The organism is Nocardia iowensis (genome assembly GCF_019222765.1).
Classification (GTDB): domain Bacteria; phylum Actinomycetota; class Actinomycetes; order Mycobacteriales; family Mycobacteriaceae; genus Nocardia; species Nocardia iowensis.
This window is the reverse complement of record NZ_CP078145.1, coordinates 7,477,680-7,494,347: the sequence shown is the minus strand read 5'-3', so window position 1 is coordinate 7,494,347 and position 16,668 is coordinate 7,477,680. Positions and strand designations below refer to the sequence as shown.

The 16,668-nt window shown below is 69.3% G+C and carries 14 protein-coding genes; 6 read left to right on the top strand and 8 right to left on the bottom strand.

Annotated elements, in window-relative coordinates; genetic code table 11:
• Positions 1 to 6: 6 nt before the first annotated feature.
• Positions 7 to 750, bottom strand: coding sequence for a tyrosine-protein phosphatase (locus KV110_RS34525; protein WP_218471332.1), 744 nt, complete (start codon positions 748 to 750; stop codon positions 7 to 9).
• A gap of 479 nt (positions 751 to 1,229) precedes the next feature.
• On the opposite strand from KV110_RS34525, the gene KV110_RS34520 reads away from it, so the two are divergent.
• Both KV110_RS34520 and KV110_RS34515 read left to right on the top strand, forming a co-directional pair.
• Positions 1,230 to 1,616 (top strand): TetR family transcriptional regulator, encoded by a 387-nt coding sequence (locus KV110_RS34520; protein ID WP_246634161.1) that lies wholly within the window; start codon positions 1,230 to 1,232, stop codon positions 1,614 to 1,616.
• A 161-nt stretch (positions 1,617 to 1,777) separates the two neighbouring features.
• Positions 1,778 to 2,956, top strand: a complete 1,179-nt coding sequence (locus KV110_RS34515; protein WP_218471330.1) for an amino acid deaminase/aldolase — start codon at positions 1,778 to 1,780, stop codon at positions 2,954 to 2,956.
• Positions 2,957 to 2,969: 13 nt separating this feature from the next.
• Here the strand turns inward: KV110_RS34515 and KV110_RS34510 are convergent, their stop codons facing one another.
• Both KV110_RS34510 and KV110_RS34505 read right to left on the bottom strand, forming a co-directional pair.
• Complete coding sequence (locus KV110_RS34510) at positions 2,970 to 6,335, bottom strand: AAA domain-containing protein (protein ID WP_246634160.1); 3,366 nt, start codon at positions 6,333 to 6,335, stop codon at positions 2,970 to 2,972.
• A 259-nt stretch (positions 6,336 to 6,594) separates the two neighbouring features.
• Complete coding sequence (locus KV110_RS34505; RefSeq protein ID WP_218471328.1) at positions 6,595 to 8,388, bottom strand: DEAD/DEAH box helicase; 1,794 nt, start codon at positions 8,386 to 8,388, stop codon at positions 6,595 to 6,597.
• A 62-nt stretch (positions 8,389 to 8,450) separates the two neighbouring features.
• Here KV110_RS34505 and KV110_RS34500 point away from each other — a divergent pair, with 62 nt between their 5' ends.
• Positions 8,451 to 9,299, top strand: a complete 849-nt coding sequence (locus KV110_RS34500) for a carbon-nitrogen hydrolase family protein (protein ID WP_218471327.1) — start codon at positions 8,451 to 8,453, stop codon at positions 9,297 to 9,299.
• 109 nt (positions 9,300 to 9,408) lie between these two features.
• On the top strand, positions 9,409 to 10,032 hold the full coding sequence (locus KV110_RS34495) for a phosphoribosyltransferase (RefSeq protein ID WP_218471326.1): 624 nt from the start codon (positions 9,409 to 9,411) through the stop codon (positions 10,030 to 10,032).
• A 16-nt stretch (positions 10,033 to 10,048) separates the two neighbouring features.
• Here the strand turns inward: KV110_RS34495 and KV110_RS34490 are convergent, their stop codons facing one another.
• From KV110_RS34490 to KV110_RS34475, 4 genes are read right to left on the bottom strand one after another with little or no spacing between them, the layout of a single operon-like run.
• On the bottom strand, positions 10,049 to 10,843 hold the full coding sequence (locus KV110_RS34490) for an ESX secretion-associated protein EspG (protein ID WP_218471325.1): 795 nt from the start codon (positions 10,841 to 10,843) through the stop codon (positions 10,049 to 10,051).
• Positions 10,840 to 12,162, bottom strand: coding sequence for a PPE domain-containing protein (locus KV110_RS34485; RefSeq protein WP_218471324.1), 1,323 nt, complete (start codon positions 12,160 to 12,162; stop codon positions 10,840 to 10,842). Before KV110_RS34485 ends, KV110_RS34490 begins: the two co-directional genes overlap by 4 nt.
• The gene (locus tag KV110_RS34480) at positions 12,155 to 12,616 is read right to left on the bottom strand and encodes a hypothetical protein (protein ID WP_246634159.1); all 462 of its coding nucleotides are present in this window, start codon (positions 12,614 to 12,616) and stop codon (positions 12,155 to 12,157) included. Before KV110_RS34480 ends, KV110_RS34485 begins: the two co-directional genes overlap by 8 nt.
• Before the next feature lie 18 nt (positions 12,617 to 12,634).
• Entirely contained in the window at positions 12,635 to 13,402 is a 768-nt protein-coding gene (locus KV110_RS34475; RefSeq protein WP_246634158.1) for an alpha/beta hydrolase, read from the bottom strand.
• Between the two features lie 100 nt (positions 13,403 to 13,502).
• On the opposite strand from KV110_RS34475, the gene KV110_RS34470 reads away from it, so the two are divergent.
• The gene (locus KV110_RS34470) at positions 13,503 to 14,432 is read left to right on the top strand and encodes an SMP-30/gluconolactonase/LRE family protein (RefSeq protein ID WP_218471323.1); all 930 of its coding nucleotides are present in this window, start codon (positions 13,503 to 13,505) and stop codon (positions 14,430 to 14,432) included.
• Here the strand turns inward: KV110_RS34470 and KV110_RS34465 are convergent.
• Positions 14,417 to 15,409: a helix-turn-helix transcriptional regulator gene (locus KV110_RS34465; RefSeq protein ID WP_218471322.1), complete on the bottom strand. Its 993-nt coding sequence runs from the start codon at positions 15,407 to 15,409 to the stop codon at positions 14,417 to 14,419. The genes KV110_RS34470 and KV110_RS34465 overlap by 16 nt on opposite strands.
• A gap of 97 nt (positions 15,410 to 15,506) precedes the next feature.
• Between KV110_RS34465 and KV110_RS34460 the strand changes: the two genes are divergently transcribed.
• Positions 15,507 to 16,652: an epoxide hydrolase family protein gene (locus KV110_RS34460; RefSeq protein WP_218471321.1), complete on the top strand. Its 1,146-nt coding sequence runs from the start codon at positions 15,507 to 15,509 to the stop codon at positions 16,650 to 16,652.
• The last annotated feature ends 16 nt before the right edge of the window (positions 16,653 to 16,668 follow it).

Below are 16,668 nucleotides of genomic sequence, written 5' to 3'. Positions count from 1 at the left end.
CCTGCGTCACTCCAGCATCCGCTCGCGCAGCCGGGCGCGCAGCTCCGGGGTGATCCCGGCGGTCGTCAGGTAGCTGTCCACGTCCCCGTGCAGCGTGTGCATCGAGTCGGTGGCGGTGCTCAGGTATTCCTCGCGCACGCCGAGCAGATCCACCGAGAGCTCTTCGCCACCGAGCAGCTTCGTCGTCATCATCGAGCGCAGCGCCGGGATGGCCCCGTTGCTCAGCATGAAATCGGCCTGCACGTCGGCCTCGGTCACCCCGACCGCACGCAGCAGCGTGGCGATGGCCCAGCCGGTGCGGTCCTTGCCCGCGGCGCAGTGCACGAGCACCGCGCCCTCTCCGCGCGCGATGGATGCGGCGAGGGCGGCGATCGCGGCGTGCGCCTCGGGCAGCGCGGGGAACATCCGATAGACCTCGAGCATGTGGGTGAAGGCCGACTGCGGGGTGGCGTGGTGCGGCGGCGCCTCGGCCATCCGGGAATCGAACGGCGTGACCGCCAGCCGGACACCTTCGGGCAGCCGGTCGTGGCCGATGTGCTCGATCTCGCGTTCGCCGCGCAGGTCGTGCACGTCGCTGACGCGCAGTTCGCGCAGGGCGGCCAAGCCCGCCTCGTCGAGTCCGCTCAGCTGGGCCGAGCGCAGCAGCACGCCCGGCCGGATCTTCGCGCCGTCGACGGTGCGCAGCCCGCCCAGATCTCGGAAGTTGAAGGTGCCGGAGATGAAGTACTGGTCGGCTGGCGAGAGAGTCACCGATCCAGGTTATCGGCCGTCGGCGGTCACCGATAGATGACCGTTTTGCGCGGTTCACCTGTGTGATCGGCCACAGGATTCGGGGGTCGCTCGGGTCCGTCCGTACAGTGGACAACGGTCTGCTTTTCAGCCGGGCAGGGCTGAGAGTGACCCCGAGGGAGGGAATTCGGGGCAGGACAGGGTGGTCTCCCCGTCATTCCGTTTGGGTAACAAAACATTCTTTCAGTCTGGAATTCCCCACTGAACCTGTTCTCAAACCCCGAAAACCCTCTACCATTGATGAACGTTGGACCGGGCAGCCTGGGGTTTCCAGCGCGTATGCCCGCCATGTTCGACGAGTCGCGCCGACGAGGGTGCGCGAGTTCTTTTCGCCGAGGGAGTCGTCGTTGAGCGTACGAGGAGACATAGCAGAGGTTCGGCTACGGCCGACCATCTGCGAGGCCGTCGAAAAGGCGGCCGCCTCACTAGACCATGGAGGCGTGCGTGCGCTTCGGGTGCTACTGCATGCCGGAGTGAGCGCGTACTGGCCGCTGGTCAAAGCCGCCCCGTCCAAGCAGGTCCAGGCCTATGCGGCGACGGTGCAGACACTGAGTGAGCGCTGGGAAGCGCAGACCGACTGCATCGCCGACCCGACCGCGACGGCGGCCTACCGCGAGATGGATACCGAAGTCGCCGCCTTCCTGCAGCTGTGTGCCGATCGCTCGGGCGCGCAGTGGCTGGAACCGGTGGAGGCCATCGCGGCCTACGCGGTCTCGGTGCTGCAAGGCACCGTGTTGCGCTGGCTCGCCGATTGCAATGACGAAACTATGCTGGTGGTGCTCGACGATCTGGTGAGCAGCCTGGCGACCAGGGCCGCCGAGGTCTAGTCCCCTCGGACGCACGGTGACCTTGGGAAATAGGGTCCCGCAAATACTGGACGTTTGACCAGTTTGATGGTTGAGTTGTTCTCGTGAGCGAGCGCAGCGAGCGAACCGACGACACAGCCCGCTTCGGGCATGACGGAGCCGAGCGCCAGCGAGGCGGAGTCGTGTCCGAGACTTCTCCCATCGCGGGGCTGCACGCGGCCACCGCGGAGCTCGACCCGCCGCTGGCCGCGCTCGACCTGACCGCATTGCGTGCGAACGCCGCCGACCTGGTGCGCCGGGCGAACGGTGTCCCGGTGCGGGTCGCCAGCAAATCCGTGCGCTGTCGCGCCGTCCTCGAAGAAGTGCTCGGCGGTGAACTCACCGCTTCTGGCGGCTTCGCGGGCATCATGTCCTACTCGCTGGCCGAGGCCATCTGGCTGGCGCGGTGCGGCGCCCGCGACATCCTGCTCGGCTACCCGACCGTTGATCGGGCGGCGCTTGCCGAACTCGCCGCCGACGACACGCTGCGTCGATCCATCACGCTGATGGTCGACGACGTCGCCCAGCTGACCTTCATCCGCGCCGCCATCGGCACCGACCGGGTGCGCCCACGGGTGTGCCTGGACGTGGACGCCTCGCTGCGGATCGGTCCGATCCACCTCGGCGTGCGCCGCTCGCCGGTGCGCACGCCCGAGCAGGCCGCCGCCCTGGCCGGCGAGGCATTGCGCCGCGGCTTCGAGGTGGTCGGTGTGATGACCTACGAGGCGCAGATCGCCGGCCTGCCCGACAGCAATGTCGCGATACGCCTGGTGAAACGGGCGTCCGCCGCGGAAATCGGCAAGCGCCGTAAGCGGGTACTCGACGCGGTCCGCTCGGTGACCGGGAAGCTGGAGATCGTCAACAGCGGCGGCACCGGCTCGATCGAGGTCAGCATCGCCGACCCGGACGTCACCGAGGTGACCGCGGGTTCCGGACTGTACGTACCGACGCTGTTCGACCATTACCGGTCCTTCACGCCAAGGCCAGCACTGTTTTTCGCCACGTCGGTACTGCGCCGCCCAACCCCTTCCATCGCAACGGTTTTCGCTGGCGGCTACATCGCCTCCGGCCCGACCGGCCCCTCACGGGTGCCGAAGCCGGTGTGGCCCACCGGGTTACGGCTGATCGGCACCGAGGGCACCGGCGAAGTGCAGACCCCGCTGACCGGTGCGGCGGAACTACGCATCGGTGACCGGGTGTGGTTCCGGCATGCCAAGGCGGGCGAACTGTGCGAGCGCTTCGACAAGGTGCATCTGGTCGACGCCGACGGCACCAGGACGACGGTGCCCACCTACCGCGGCGAAGGAAACTGCTTCGGCTGAGCGGGTTCCGCCGTCAGAGCCGGAGGAACCCGGCCAGCTCGGGCAACTCCTCCGGGCAGGCGGGCAGGTATTCGCTGAGCAGCGGCGAGCGGATGATGACCGCTTTCCACATGGCCCGGCACAGCGCCGCGTGAATCAGTGCCCGCGACAACAGGAACGGCATGCCGTAGGGTGCGTCCGCCGGACTGGACGTGGTCATCGAGAGCAGCACCACGGCCGCCTCCCGGCCGCGGAATCGGTCCGGGGTACCGACGAGCACGTCCTCGATCCTGGCCCTGGCCAGCAGTGTCCGAATCCGCCCGACCTGGGCCGCGTACGGGGCGACCACGAAGATGTCGTGCGGGTGCAGCCGCCGGGTCATCGCGCCGATAGTCCAGTTCATGGTGAGCAGCGCCCGCACTCGGCGGACCACTTCGCGGGCTTCGGCCGCTGATTCGGTGGCATTGCCGTGATGGGGTACCAGGACGGTGCTCACCCCGGGCGCCTCGCCGTCGAGTTCCCTTGCGAGCGTGACGGTTTCATTGGAGCGCAGGCGTCCGTCGTAATACAGCCGGGAGATCGGCTCGCACACCTTCGGATGCATCCGCCAGGTGCGGTCCAGGAAGTAGCCGCGTTCGCCGGGTAGCGTGTGCCGCCCCTCGGCGAGCCAGCCGAGCACCGATTCGCCGACCGGTTCCGGGTGCGCGCTGTGGGTGTCCGGTGGGACGGGGTCGCCGAGCAGCAACAGGTTTCGCGCGCTGACCCCGACCGCGACGGCGTCGGCCAGCGGAAACCGGCCCGCGTCGGCGATCACCAGCAGGTCGAGCCCGTCGCGCGGCACCATCTCCTCGTTCGCGAAATCCGTTGGCGTGCCACCGAGTACGCATCCGCTGATGGCGTTGTCCAGGAACCGGGCGTACCGGGAGGCATCGAGGACGACCCAGTCCGGCGCCACCGCCTGAACATCCTTCTTCGCGACCAGTTCCGGCAGCACACCGACCCGCACGACCGCGTCCAGCAGATTCTCCACGGTCGAATGCGTCTGCCCGACAATGCCGATCCGCCACTTCTGCTTGGTGACGAGGCGCTCCAGCACCCGGGCGGCGGTGGAGGTCTTGCCGGTGCCAGAAGGCCCCTGCACCGCGAGGTAGGAGTGGTCCAGTTCGCGCATTGCGGCGGTGATCGCCGCGGCGTGGTCGCCGTGCACCTCGGGCAGCGCGGCACCGGCGCGCAGCCGGGGTGGGCGGCGGGCGAGCAGGTCGAATACCGCGCTCTCCGGGATCTCGGGGAGCGCGACCAACAGTTGCTGCGCCGCGAATTCGACCGCGAGCTCGGCATTCTCGTCCCAGGCCGGTAGGCCGGGCGCGATAGCGGTGGGCAGTTCGTCGTAAGGTTCGCAGCCGTCCGGCAACAGTTCCTCGAGGCGAACGGCATCATCGAATTCGGCGTCCACCGAGCAGCCGAGCACGGTGGCGACGGCGGTGGCGCGCCGACCGACGGCGGTCACCATGCCCGCCGCCGCTGGCCGGTCGTAGAAGGTGTACACGGTGGCGCCCGGCGTCAGCACGGTGGCGGGTCCCGGCCCGCCCGCGCTCCAACTCGAACCGATCCGGCCGGTCAACGTGAGATAGCGCCGCATGGTCGGCCGGTCCGGGCTGCGATGCCATTTGGTGTCGACGGTGCCCCATTCGGCGACGAGCACCCCTGGCGCGTCGGCCCATTCATCGACCGGATGGCTGAGCCGATCCACGTGCGCCCACCACAGCGGCTGTCGCTCCCGCCGGTGATAGCCGAGCGCCGCGGCCATCAGCGCGGCCGTGTGCCGCGGTTCGTTCTGCGCCGCGGCGTATTCGGAAAGCGCCGCCTCGAACGAGGACGGCCGCGACGGCGGCATCGGTTCCAACTCGTCGGGTCCGGCCACCTGGCACCAGGCACCGGCCCGCTCCAGCGTCACCGCCTGCGGGTCGATCCGCTGTTCGGCGGCCCGGTCCAGCAGCCAGTCGCGCAACCGCAGCACGGTCAGGCAATCGCGTTCGGCGGCAGGCGAATGCGCCGCGCCGGGTAGCAGCCGCGCCAGCCTGCTCAACCGGTAGGAACGTTCCCCGATGATCAGCGCGTTGCGGACGATCGGATACAGGTCGACCAGCACGCCGTCGCACAGCAGCTCGTCCACGATCTCCTCGCCGACGCCGGTGCTGCCGGTGCAGTGCAGCAGCGCGGTGCGCACCGCGGCGGTGTAGTGGTAGACGTGCATGTCCGGATACATCCGCCGCCGCTGCACGAGATAGTCGAGCATCTCCGTCAGGGCGCGCCGCTGTCCCGCCGCCTCGCTGCCCGGTTCGCCCTCCGTGCCGAACGGTCCGCGGAAGGTCAGGTGCACCGTGCCGGGCCCGCCGACGTCGACGGCCAGTGGGGTGCGCACGCCGCCGTCGATGGTGAGCGACAGGTCACCGGAGGAGGGTGGCGGCAGTGCGCCGAGCGCGATCGGGTCGACCAGGCTGTGCGTCGGCAGGCCGGAATCCTCCCGGCGCAGCTGGATTTCGGCCTGCCGACGCAGCGCCGCGAAGGTCCGCGGTGGCACGCCGCGCACGGTGTTCTCGGTGCTGACCAGCCGGTCGATGGTGCTCACGCCGGCTTCGCGGAGCCGGGCCCTGGTGGTGGTCGGCATGCCGGCGACGAGTAGCAGGTCCCGCGCGGCCGCCGAGGCCGTGGTGCAGGTGCCGCACCGTCCGCACGCGAGATAGCGGGGATCGCCCCACTGCACGGGTAACAGCTCGCTCATTTTCTCGTCCAGGATGTGTTCCACCCGGCGCCTGCGCGCCCGGTACACCGGGACCAGATCACTCACCGCGTACGCGCTGTTGTCCTCGCCGAGATGCAGCCGGACCAGCGGGCCGGTCAACGATCCGCTGTGGTCCACCGCGTCGGCGCAGGCGGCCAGTTCCAGTGCGACGCCGACACGGTCGGGCCTGCTGTGCGCGGTGCCGTGCACGGTGTAGCGCACCCGGTGCCCCGCCCGGACCAGGAAGTCGCAGGAACAGTCGAACGTTCCGTCGAAGAAGGTGGCGCCGTGGATCACGTGCACACCCGCCCGCAGCGCCGCGATGGTTTCGGCGTGCGCGGCCGTCAGTGCGGCGAGGTGGGTCCGCGTGCTGTCCGATTTGTGCTGCGGGCGTTGGATCTCCACCATCGCGCTGCCGAACCGGTCGCGGAAGTCGCTGATCCGGCGGTCGCGCGAGTCGTCGAACCAGACGCGCGGCTCCGGCGCCCATTCGGCGGCGGTCTCCGGGTCGGCCGCGACGGTTCCCAGTTCGGCATCGAGGGCACGGAGCAGCGCGAATTCACAGCGCGCCGCGCGCACGAGGTCGACGGCGGAGCAGACGACACGATCACCGAACACGAACAAACGCGGCCCTCCTGTGTCTTGCGGGACACCCGCACCCGGTCGGCATCGCTGAGCGGGCTGCGCAATTGTCGCCCATCGACGCCTCGGGTCTCCGCGGGACACCCGCACCCGGTCGGCGTCGATGAGCGGGCTGCGCCATTGTCGCTCATCACGTCTCGAGTTTTCGCGGGACACCCGCTGCCGTCAGCACCAATTACGCACCGGACGGCAACACTGTAGCTAGCGCGGCTGACCTCGGAGTACCCTGCCCGGGTCAGGAGCGTGGCTTACGCCGCTCCGGCCGCTTGGCGGTCGCGCCCTCGCGGCGCGGGCCGCGGGTGAACGAGCGCTGTCCCGGCGGACCCTGGTCCGGCGTCAGCTGGATGAGCACGCCGCTGATCCTGGTGCGCCGCAACGCTTCCAGCGTCTCCGGCGGCAGGTCCGCGGGTAGCTCCACCAGACTGTGGTCCGGCCGGATGCTGATGTGCCCGAAGTCGCTGCGCCGCAGGCCGCCCTCGTTGGCAATGGCGCCGACGATCGCGCCGGGCACCACGCGGTGCCGCTTGCCGACGCTGATCCGGTAGGTGGCCAGCTCGGTGCCGTTGGCCCGACTGTGCGAACCGAAACCGGTCCGATCGTCGTCGCCCTCGAACCGGCGTGGCGCGCGCTCCGGCCGTTCCCTGCGCTCGCGCACCGGCTCCGGCGGCTCGGGCTGCATCAGGAAGTTGTCGCCGTCGCGGGACAGCACGGCCAGCGCGGCCGCGATGTCGACCAGCGGAATGTCGTGCTCGCGTTCGTAATCCTCGATGAGCCTGCGGAACAGCGCCAGGTTCGACGAGGTCAGGCTCTCGGTGATGTCGTCGCCAAACTTGGCGACGCGCTGCGCGTTGACGTCGTCGACGCTGGGCAGCTGCATCTCCTCCAGCGGATGCCGGGTGGCCCGCTCGATCGACTTGAGCAGGTGCCGTTCCCGCGGCGCGACGAACAGCAGTGCCTCACCGCTGCGCCCGGCCCGGCCGGTGCGGCCGATCCGGTGCACGTAGGACTCGGTGTCGTGCGGGATGTCGTAGTTGACCACGTGCGAAATGCGGTCCACGTCGAGACCGCGCGCGGCGACGTCGGTGGCGACCAGAATGTCCAGCGCACCGGACTTGAGCTGGCCGATGGTGCGCTCGCGCTGGTTCTGCGCGATGTCGCCGTTGATGGCGGCCGCGGAAAAGCCCCTGGCGCGCAGCTTTTCGGCAAGCTCCTCGGTGGCCTGCTTGGTGCGAACGAAGATGATCATCGCCTCGAACGACTCGACCTCGAGAACCCGGGTGAGCGCGTCCAGCTTGCGCTGATGCGAGACCTGCACCCAGCGCTGGGTGATGTTGGTGGCGGTAGAAGTCTTCGACTTGACGGTGATCTCGACCGGGTTGTTCAGATACTGCTTGGAGATCTTGCGGATCGCCGCGGGCATGGTCGCCGAGAACAGCGCGACCTGCTTGGTGGACGGCGTGTCCTTGAGGATGCGCTCGACGTCCTCCTGGAAGCCCATCTTCAGCATCTCGTCGGCCTCGTCGAGCACCAGGTACTTCAGCTGCGACAGGTCGAGTGTGCCCTTCTCCAGGTGATCGATCACCCGGCCGGGCGTGCCGACCACCACGTGCGCGCCGCGGCGCAGGCCGGACAGCTGGACACCGTAGGCCTGGCCGCCGTAGATCGGCAGCACGTGCAGCCCGGGGATATGGGTGGCGTAGCGGCCGAATGCCTCGGCCACCTGGATCGCGAGCTCGCGGGTCGGCGCGAGCACCAGGGCCTGCGGGAGTTTGCCGGAGGTGTCCAGACCCATCAGGATCGGGATCGCGAACGCCGCGGTCTTGCCGGTGCCGGTCTGCGCGAGACCGACCACATCGGCGCCGCTGAGCAGTGGCGGAATCGTCGCGGCCTGGATCGGCGACGGCGACTCATAGCCCACATCGGCGATGGCCGCGAGGATGCGGTCATCGATCCCGAGATCGGCGAAGGTCGGGCCGTCGGTGTCCCTGTCGTTGTCGCCAGGAACGCTGTCGACCTGATTGGTACTCATTGACCAGGAGTTTACTGCCTTGCGGTGGTCCGCCCGGCCACCGCCCCAATACGGTGAGACGTATGCAACTGGATAGCTCCGATACGAATCAAGGCCAGGCACCGAACCAGCTGGACGTGGCGGTCGTCCAGTTCGCCCCCGGCACCGATCCGTCGGCCAACCTTTCGGCGCTGCGCGAGCACGTGCGCGCCGCGCGCGATCGGGGCGCGCTGGTGGTCGTCGCGCCGGAATACTCGATGTTTGCCGTCAGTCGGCTCGATGAGCGCGTCGTCGCCGTTGCCGAACCGCTGACCGGGCCGTTCGTCACCGGGCTCGGCGCGATCGCCCGGGAATTCGGCGTGTATCTGGTCGCCGGAATGGCGGAGCAGATCGCGCCGGGCGGCAGCCGGATCCACAACACGCTCGTCGTCCTCGGACCCGACGCGACCCTTGTCGCCGTGTATCGGAAGGTGCACCTCTACGACGCCTTCGGGTTCCTGGAATCGGAGGTGGTCGAGGCAGGCCCGATCGAGCCGCCGACCACTTTCACTGTGGCGGACGTGACATTCGGCTTGCAGACCTGTTTCGATCTGCGCTTCCCGGAGGGCAGCCGCCGAGTAGCCGCCGCGGGCGCGCACGTGCTGGTGCTGCCCGCCCAGTGGATTCCCGGCCCGGCGAAGGTCGATCAGTGGACGACGCTGCTGCGGGCTCGCGCCATCGAGAACATCGTGTACGTGGCCGCCGCCGACCAGGCCGCACCGCGCGGCGCGGGCGCATCGATGCTCATCGATCCGACCGGTGCCGTGCTGGCCGAACTCGGCGACGAACCCGGCGTGCGCACCGCCGGAATCGATCTCGCCCGGCTGGCCGAGGTCCGCACCACCAATCCGAGCCTCGCGTTGCGTCGATTCGCGATCACCGAGCGCAGCTGATGCTGTAGCGCGATCAGGGGTGGTGGTCGGGTGACGGGTAGCGCAGTATCGCGGTGCGATTCGGTGAGGGGTGGTGGTCGGGTGACGGGTGGGCGTAGCGTTTTGGTCGATGATCTACTCCGATCGGACAGTGGCCGGTCGCGCGCTCGGTAAGCAGTTGTTGGACCTACGCGCGGCGCAACCCCTGCTGCTCGGGCTGCCGCGCGGCGGGGTGCCGGTGGCCGCGGCGGTGCGCGAGATCATCGGCGGTGACCTCGACATACTGCTCGTCCGCAAGCTCGGCGTGCCGTGGCAGCCGGAGCTGGCGATGGGCGCCATCGGCGAGGACGGGGTGCGCGTGCTCAACCAGGATGTGCTGTCGCACATCGGGATAACGCCGCAGGAGTTCGCCGAGATCGAAGCCGCCGAGCGGGTGGAGCTGGACCGGCGCCGGGCGGTGTGGCGCGGTGACGCGAAACCGATCCCGTTGGACGGGCGCACCGTGGTGATCATCGATGACGGCATGGCGACCGGCGCGACCGTCGTGGTCGCCTGTCGCGTCGCGCGGCTGCACCAGCCGGTGCGGATCGTGGTCGCGGTGCCCGTCTCGTCGGCCGAGGCATTGCGCAGGGTCGCCGCCGAAGCCGATCAGGTGGTCTGCCCCTTGGTGCCGCATTCCCTTGGTGGCGTCGGCACCGCCTATCAGGACTTCCATCAGCTGGCGGACGAGGAAGTCACCGCCCTGCTCGGCTGAATTCCGCTGTCCCGCTTCACCAGCGGTCGACGTAGGCGATGGTGCGTTCGGCCGCGCTGACCATCGGCCGCAGCTGCGCGATGAAGCCGTGCGCGGTCACCGGGACGACGTCGACATCGTTGCCGGTGCGCACTGAGTAGCGACCGTCGTCGACCACATCGATCCAGCAGAGCACCCCGAACGGGTGGAGTTCACCGTCGTCGCGGCGGGCGGACACCACGATCTGCCCGATGCCATTGCGCGGCTGCCGCAACAGTTTGCGGATCCGGGTGGGCACGGTCGGCCCGGCGACCGGCATGGTGACCAGGTCGCGGCTGTCTTCGCCGACGCGCGCCAGTGGTGCGGTCAGCCGGGGCGTGCGGCCGGGCGGGTTCTCGGGCAGCATCGAAACGACCCGTGCGGTCAAGCTTTTCACGCTGCCGACGAACAGTCGGATGTCACCGCCACGGTCCTCGGTCGCGCCGGGTCGCTGTGCGGCAACCACCGCGACATTGCCCGCCGCGGCGCCGAGCACCCGCACCGGCCGCACAGACTCGGTGCGCGACACCGCGTCCGAATCCGCGGCATTGCCCGCCGCGGCGCGCTCGCCGAACACCTCGAGCCGCAGCTGTGGCGCGCCGAGCACCCGCAACGCGGCCTCCAGGTCGGCGTCGAGCACGCGATCGCACCAGCGCCGTAACTCGGGCAATTGCGCGTCCCGCTCGGCGGTGTCGCGGGCGGACAACCGGACGGCCAGCGGATAGGGGATCCGATCGCCGTCGGTGCGCGCCCACGCCAACGCGAACTGGTCCGGTGTCAGCGTCCAGTTCACTCCAGCTCGGTCCACTCGCCGAGCACCGGCGGCGTGGTCGGGTCGATGGCGCCGATCAGTTCGCCGTTGTCGTCGGCGGGTTCGAGGAAGGTCGGCAGGTCGTCGAAGTGGAAGTCGTCGTCCTCGTCGTCGAAGCGCGTTGGGCGGGCGTTGGCCGCGTTGGCGGCGACGCTGGCGCCGTGCCGCGGCGAGTCGCCCATGGCGAGCGCGCCACCCATCAGTCCGCCCATCGCGCCCGCGCCGAGGCCGGTGACCGCGTCGCTGCTGCTGTCCCGGCGCCGCTCGTCGCGCCTGCGCTGGTCGTCGGTCGTCGGACCGGCGGTGCCCGGCGTGGTCGGTACGACGACCGGCTGGGCTGCCGCGGCGGTGGTGGTCGGTGCCGTGGCTGTGCTCGACTGGGCCGCAGCGGGTGCCGTGTCCGATGGGGCGGTCGTCGCTGCCGCTGCGGTGACTTGGGGTGGTGTCGATGCCAGGGAGCCAACGGCGCCCGGATGAGCTGACGCGCTCGTCGCCGCGAATGTCGAGGGTGCGGCCTCGGCACTCTGCGTATCGGTAGTGGCCTGCTCGTCGGGAGCGGCTTGCTCGTCGCCAGGTACCTGCGCATCGGTTGTCGCCGTGATGCCCGGTTGGGCAGCCGCCGCGGCATGTTCGAGCTGAACCGGTTGCGACACCGAGGTTTCCGTGCCGAAACTGGCTCCGGCCAGTTTGCTGGCCGCGGCACCACCCGGCGCGCTCGGCACGGCGCCGGACTGCTCGTCCAGGAACGCGGGCACGTCGGTGCCGGTCGGAATGAACACACCGGTGTAGATGTCGTTCATCGCGCGCACGATGTCCTGGCGACTGTGCTCGGTCGCCTTCTGATCGGCGACATTGCTGGTGGCCTGCGACGGATCCAACAGGGCGGCACCGAGATCGGGCGCCTTCCCGGTCGGCGCGGACACCGCGGCCCGCAGCGCCTCCGCCGCGTCGCTGGCCTGACCGAGCCGCTGCGAGACGATCGCGAGCACGTCCGCGAGGTCCTGCCCGGTCTGCTCGAACGCGTGCACGGCCTCGGCCGCGTTCCGCGCGCCGCCGCCACGCCAGCCGTCGGCGATGGCCGCCCGAATCTCGGTGTGTGCCTGGGCGACCGCCTCGGCCAGCCCGGCTGCCGACTCGCCCCAGGCCTGCTGCCCGCCCGCGAGCACGTCGGGCTTGAGCAGCTGCACCTTCGTGTAGATCTCCTGATGGCTCATGGTGTCGAAGATTTCGACGGTCGGCGCGTACGCGGGGTCGGTGCGGCGCGGGGCGGTCCCCTCGGCTGTCCTCGGCAATTTACGCATGCGTCGCTCCTGCCACGTCGATCCGGTCGACGGTCACCGCGAGCGCGTGGTCGGCGCCCTGGTAGGCAGCCGCGGCGGCCCGGAAGGTCAGCGCGAGTTCCCTGGCGGCTTCGGCGTATTCCCACAGCCGGGTCAGCGCGCCGTGCGCCTTCTTCTCGAATCCCGCGCGCAGTGCGTCGCCGGATTCGAACCCGCCGAAGCCAGGCAGCGACGAGGCGGCGCTGAGTATCCGCATCTGTTCTTCGATCTGATTGGCGAGTTGCTCATAGCGGCGCGCGCAGCGTTCGTGCACGCCGTCGGCGACGAGCACGCTGTCGATCCACAGCTCACCTTCGTCGACCGCTCGGTGCAGCCCGGCGGCAGTGACGCCGGGTGCCGGGAAATCCGATCGTTCCGGACTGCCGACACCATTGCCGTTCTCGTTCGATGGCACCTCGCCGACCCCCTTCCTCATCTCTGAGCGATGCTCAGGTCACGGGCGCCGTGCCAACCCCACGACGACACCCTGCATCCAGTCCGCGATGTCGGCAGCGACTCGCGCGTGCACCGGCTCGTGCAGTAGATCGTGCCCGGCATCGGCGTACTCGCGTAAATCTACCGATTCGTGGCGCTGAGTCCATACCCTTACCGCATCAATCGGCGCGCGGCGATCCTCAACGCCGTGTACCGCGAGCACCGGAAGCCCAGGTGGCAGCGGCGTTCCCGGCGCGCCCGGTAGCCCGCCGCCGAGTGCCCGCTTCGGCACGCCGGACAGCACCATGCCGCGCACCGCGGCCGCCGGGATGGCGGGCCGCAGCGGGTAGGCGCGTTCGACAACCGTCGAATCGGTCGTCGCCGCGTCCGCATCCGGCACCGCCGACCCGAACAATCCGAGCGCGGTGACCGCCCCGAGCGAATGACCCATCAGCAGCAACGACGATTCCGGCGAGGTCGCGCGGACGATGTCGAACAGCTTCAGCGCGTCCGCGACCAGCTCCGCCAAGGTGCCCGGTTTGCGCGGATCACCTTCGCTCAGTCCGTGCCCCGAGGTATCCAGCGCCCACATCGCGATACCGGCGGCCTTCAACGTCCGCGCGAATCGGTGGTAGTGACCGCTGTGCTGGCCCAGCCCGGGCAGCAGCAGCACCGTCGCCACGCTGTCTTCCGTCGGCCAGCGCCGATAATGCATCCGGCCACGCGCGCTGTCGAAAAAGGGCATGCTCAGATCTTGCCAAAGATCCTGCCGCTCAGTGGACTTCATGTGGCATCCGACGGGTGCGGAACGATGTCGGCCAGCAGGGTTGTCAAGGCGGTTAGACTGCCAGCCGATTGCTGTCCGCGTGGAGAGATCTGGGGATGCGTTGAGAAGACTTCGTAGCCGAGGCCCGCTGCTCTGGATCGCCGCGCTGGTCGCGCTGGCGTGCACCGCACCGGTTGCCGATGCGAAACCGATTGCCCCGGCGGAGCCGATCGCCTCGTGTGCCCCCGCGCTCGCCGCGACCGCGGTGCCCGCGTCGATACCGGTGCTCGACTGGGCGGAGAACATCGGCTACGACGCGCAGGGCAACGTGTGGGTCTCCCGCGTGTATCGCAATGTGGTGCAACGCTATGACCGCTCCGGTGCGCTGACCGCGACCGTCCCGGTGGAATTCCCGGGTGCGGTACGCAGTGGCCCGGACGGCTTGCTCTATGTCGTCTATGGGGACACGCCGACCAGCGTGTTCCGTCCCGGCGGGGTGGTCCGTTTCGATCCGACGGCCGTGGACCCGAAGCCCGAGGTTTTCGTCTCCGGGTTGGCCAGCATGCCCAACGGCGCCGCATTCGACGCGGACGGCTACCTGTACCTGGGTGCGTCACTGTCCGGCGTGATCCGGGTCCGCCCGGACGGTTCCATCGATACCGACTGGACCGCGCAGGCCCCCGAGACGAGCGCGAATGGTGTTGTCGTGCACGACCGCGTGCTCTATGTGACCTCCAATGGCGGCCCGCTCGGCCGCATTCTGCGCATCCCGATCGATGCTCCCGGCAGCCCGTCCACGGTCGCTGATCTGTCCTCGCCGGTGCCCGGTGTGCCGGATTTCGTCGACGACCTACTGATCGATCCGGCCGGGATTCTTTACGTGACCACCATTTTCGGCCAACTCGTCCGCGTCGATCCGGCCACCGGCGCCGCCTGCGCCGTGCTGAACGGGGAGCCGTTGACCTCGGTGGTAGCCATCCCTGGCCAGTCCGGTCAGCTGATGGCAGGCACCGAGAGCGGCGCGGTCCTGCGAATTCAGTTGCCGCGCTGAGCTTGCGCGCCCGCCGAGTTGCCGATAGCGCGATCGAGGCGGACGGACACCGCGCGCAGTTGCCGGATCAGCTCCGGTGGCTGGTGCACCTCGAAGTCGGCGCCGAGGCTGATCAGCCGGTGCGCCAACCATTCCGGGGAGTCGTCGCGGCGGGCGTCAAGGCGGCAGGTGTGCTCGTCGATCGCGACGAGGTCGCCTTGGTCGTCACCGAGTCGACCGGCAACTCGTCCGGCGGGTGCGTGAATGGTGACCGAGAAATGAAAAGTCGGTGTGCCCCAGTCGGTTCGGCGTCCGGCCACATATGCGGCGGGATCGGCGGCGGGTAGTTCTCGCGGCGTGAATCGGGCCGCCGTTGGCTGCGGACGTTCGATCCTGTCGGCACGATAGATGCGCCAGTCGTCGCGCTCGATGTCGTAGCCGACGAGATACCAGCGGTGCCGCGACGGCGCCAGTCCGACAGGTTCGGCGTGCCGCCGGGTCTCGGCCCCCGCCCCGTCGCGATACGTGAAACGCACCCGCTCCCGGTTGGTTACAGCGGCGGCGAGCACCGTCAACACCTCCGGGTCCACCGTCGGGCCGGTATCGGTTGGCAGCGCCAGCGCGGTGCCGAGCACCCGGACCCGACGGCGCAGTTTCGCGGGCAACACCTGTTCCAGCTTGGTGAGGGCGCGAACCGACGCTTCCTCGATGCCGGTGACGGCGTAACCCGCCGCGGCCCGCAACCCGACCGCGATGGCAACCGCCTCGTCGTCCTCGACCAGCAACGGCGGCAGCGCGGACCCGGCCACCAGGCGATAGCCGCCCGCGGCCCCCATCGTCGCCTCGACCGGGTAACCGAGTTCGCGCAGCCGGTCGATATCGCGGCGCACCGTGCGGTCGGTGACGCCTAGTCGTTCGGCCAGTTCGCTGCCAGGCCAGTCGCGCGGGGTCTGCAGCAAGGAGAGCAGGCGCAGCAGCCGTGCGGGGGTGTCGTTCATGAATTTCAGGATTCCAGATAACTAGGACATAGATGGTCCTACATGGCCTCTAACGTAGTGCCCAGATCGCTAGAACAACCCGCAAGGAGCTGCACCGATGACCGACAACCGCACCGCTGTTCGCCCGTTCCGCATCGACATCGCGCAGGCGGACCTGGACGACCTGCACGATCGGCTGAGCCGCACCCGCTGGTCGCCGCAGCTGCCCGGTTCGGGCCGCGAGCGCGGCGTGCCGGTCGCCTACCTGCAGGAGCTCGCCGAATACTGGCGGTCCGAATTCGACTGGCGCGCACAGGAAGCGGCGCTGAACGAGTTCCCGCAGTTCATCACCGAAATCGACGGCCTCGACGTGCATTTCGTGCACGTGCGCTCGCCAGAGCCGGACGCCGTGCCGCTGATCCTGACCCACGGCTGGCCCAACACCTTCGTCGAATTCAGCAAAACCATCGACCTGCTCGCCGATCCGCGCAAGCACGGCCTCGACCCGGCGCAGGCCTTCCACGTCGTGGTGCCGTCGGTCCCCGGCTTCGGTTTCTCGGCGGCGCCGCGGGAGGTGGGGATGACGCCGCGCCGGGTGGCCGAGATGTGGCTGGTGCTGATGGATCGGCTCGGCTACCGGCGTTTCGGCGCGCAGGGCGGCGATCTCGGCGCCTATGTCGCGCCGGAATTGGCGATCGCGGCACCGGATCGGGTGATCGGCGTGCATCTCGATGGCGGTGTCGGCATGCCGACCGCGGCCGACGTGCCGACCATGACGCCGGACGAGCGCGCCGAGTGGGACCTCATGCAGCAGTGGATGACCGGGGTGGACCATCACACCTTGCTGCGCGCCGCCCCGCAGACCTTCGCCCATGGGTGGACCGATTCGCCGGTCGGGCTGCTGGGTTGGCTGATGCACAAGTTCAACGAATTCGCCCCGATGGTCGATCGGGCCGAGGACGCCATCGACCGGGACCACCTGCTGACCAATATCAGCATCTACTGGTTCACCAACACGGCGGCGACATCATCCTGGCCGATGTACAACGGCCTCGGCGACGGCGGATTCGTCTGGCCCAAGGGCCAAAAGCAGGTTCCGACCGGTGTTTACGGCGGCGGGTCGGCACTGATGCTGCGACTCGCCCAGCGTGACAACGACATCGCGTACTGGCCGGAGGGCAATACCGGCAATCACTTCGTCGCGATGGAACTTCCGGCTGAGCACGCGGCCGACATCCGTACCTTCTTCGCCAAGATCCGCTGAACCGGGCTGTGCGGCA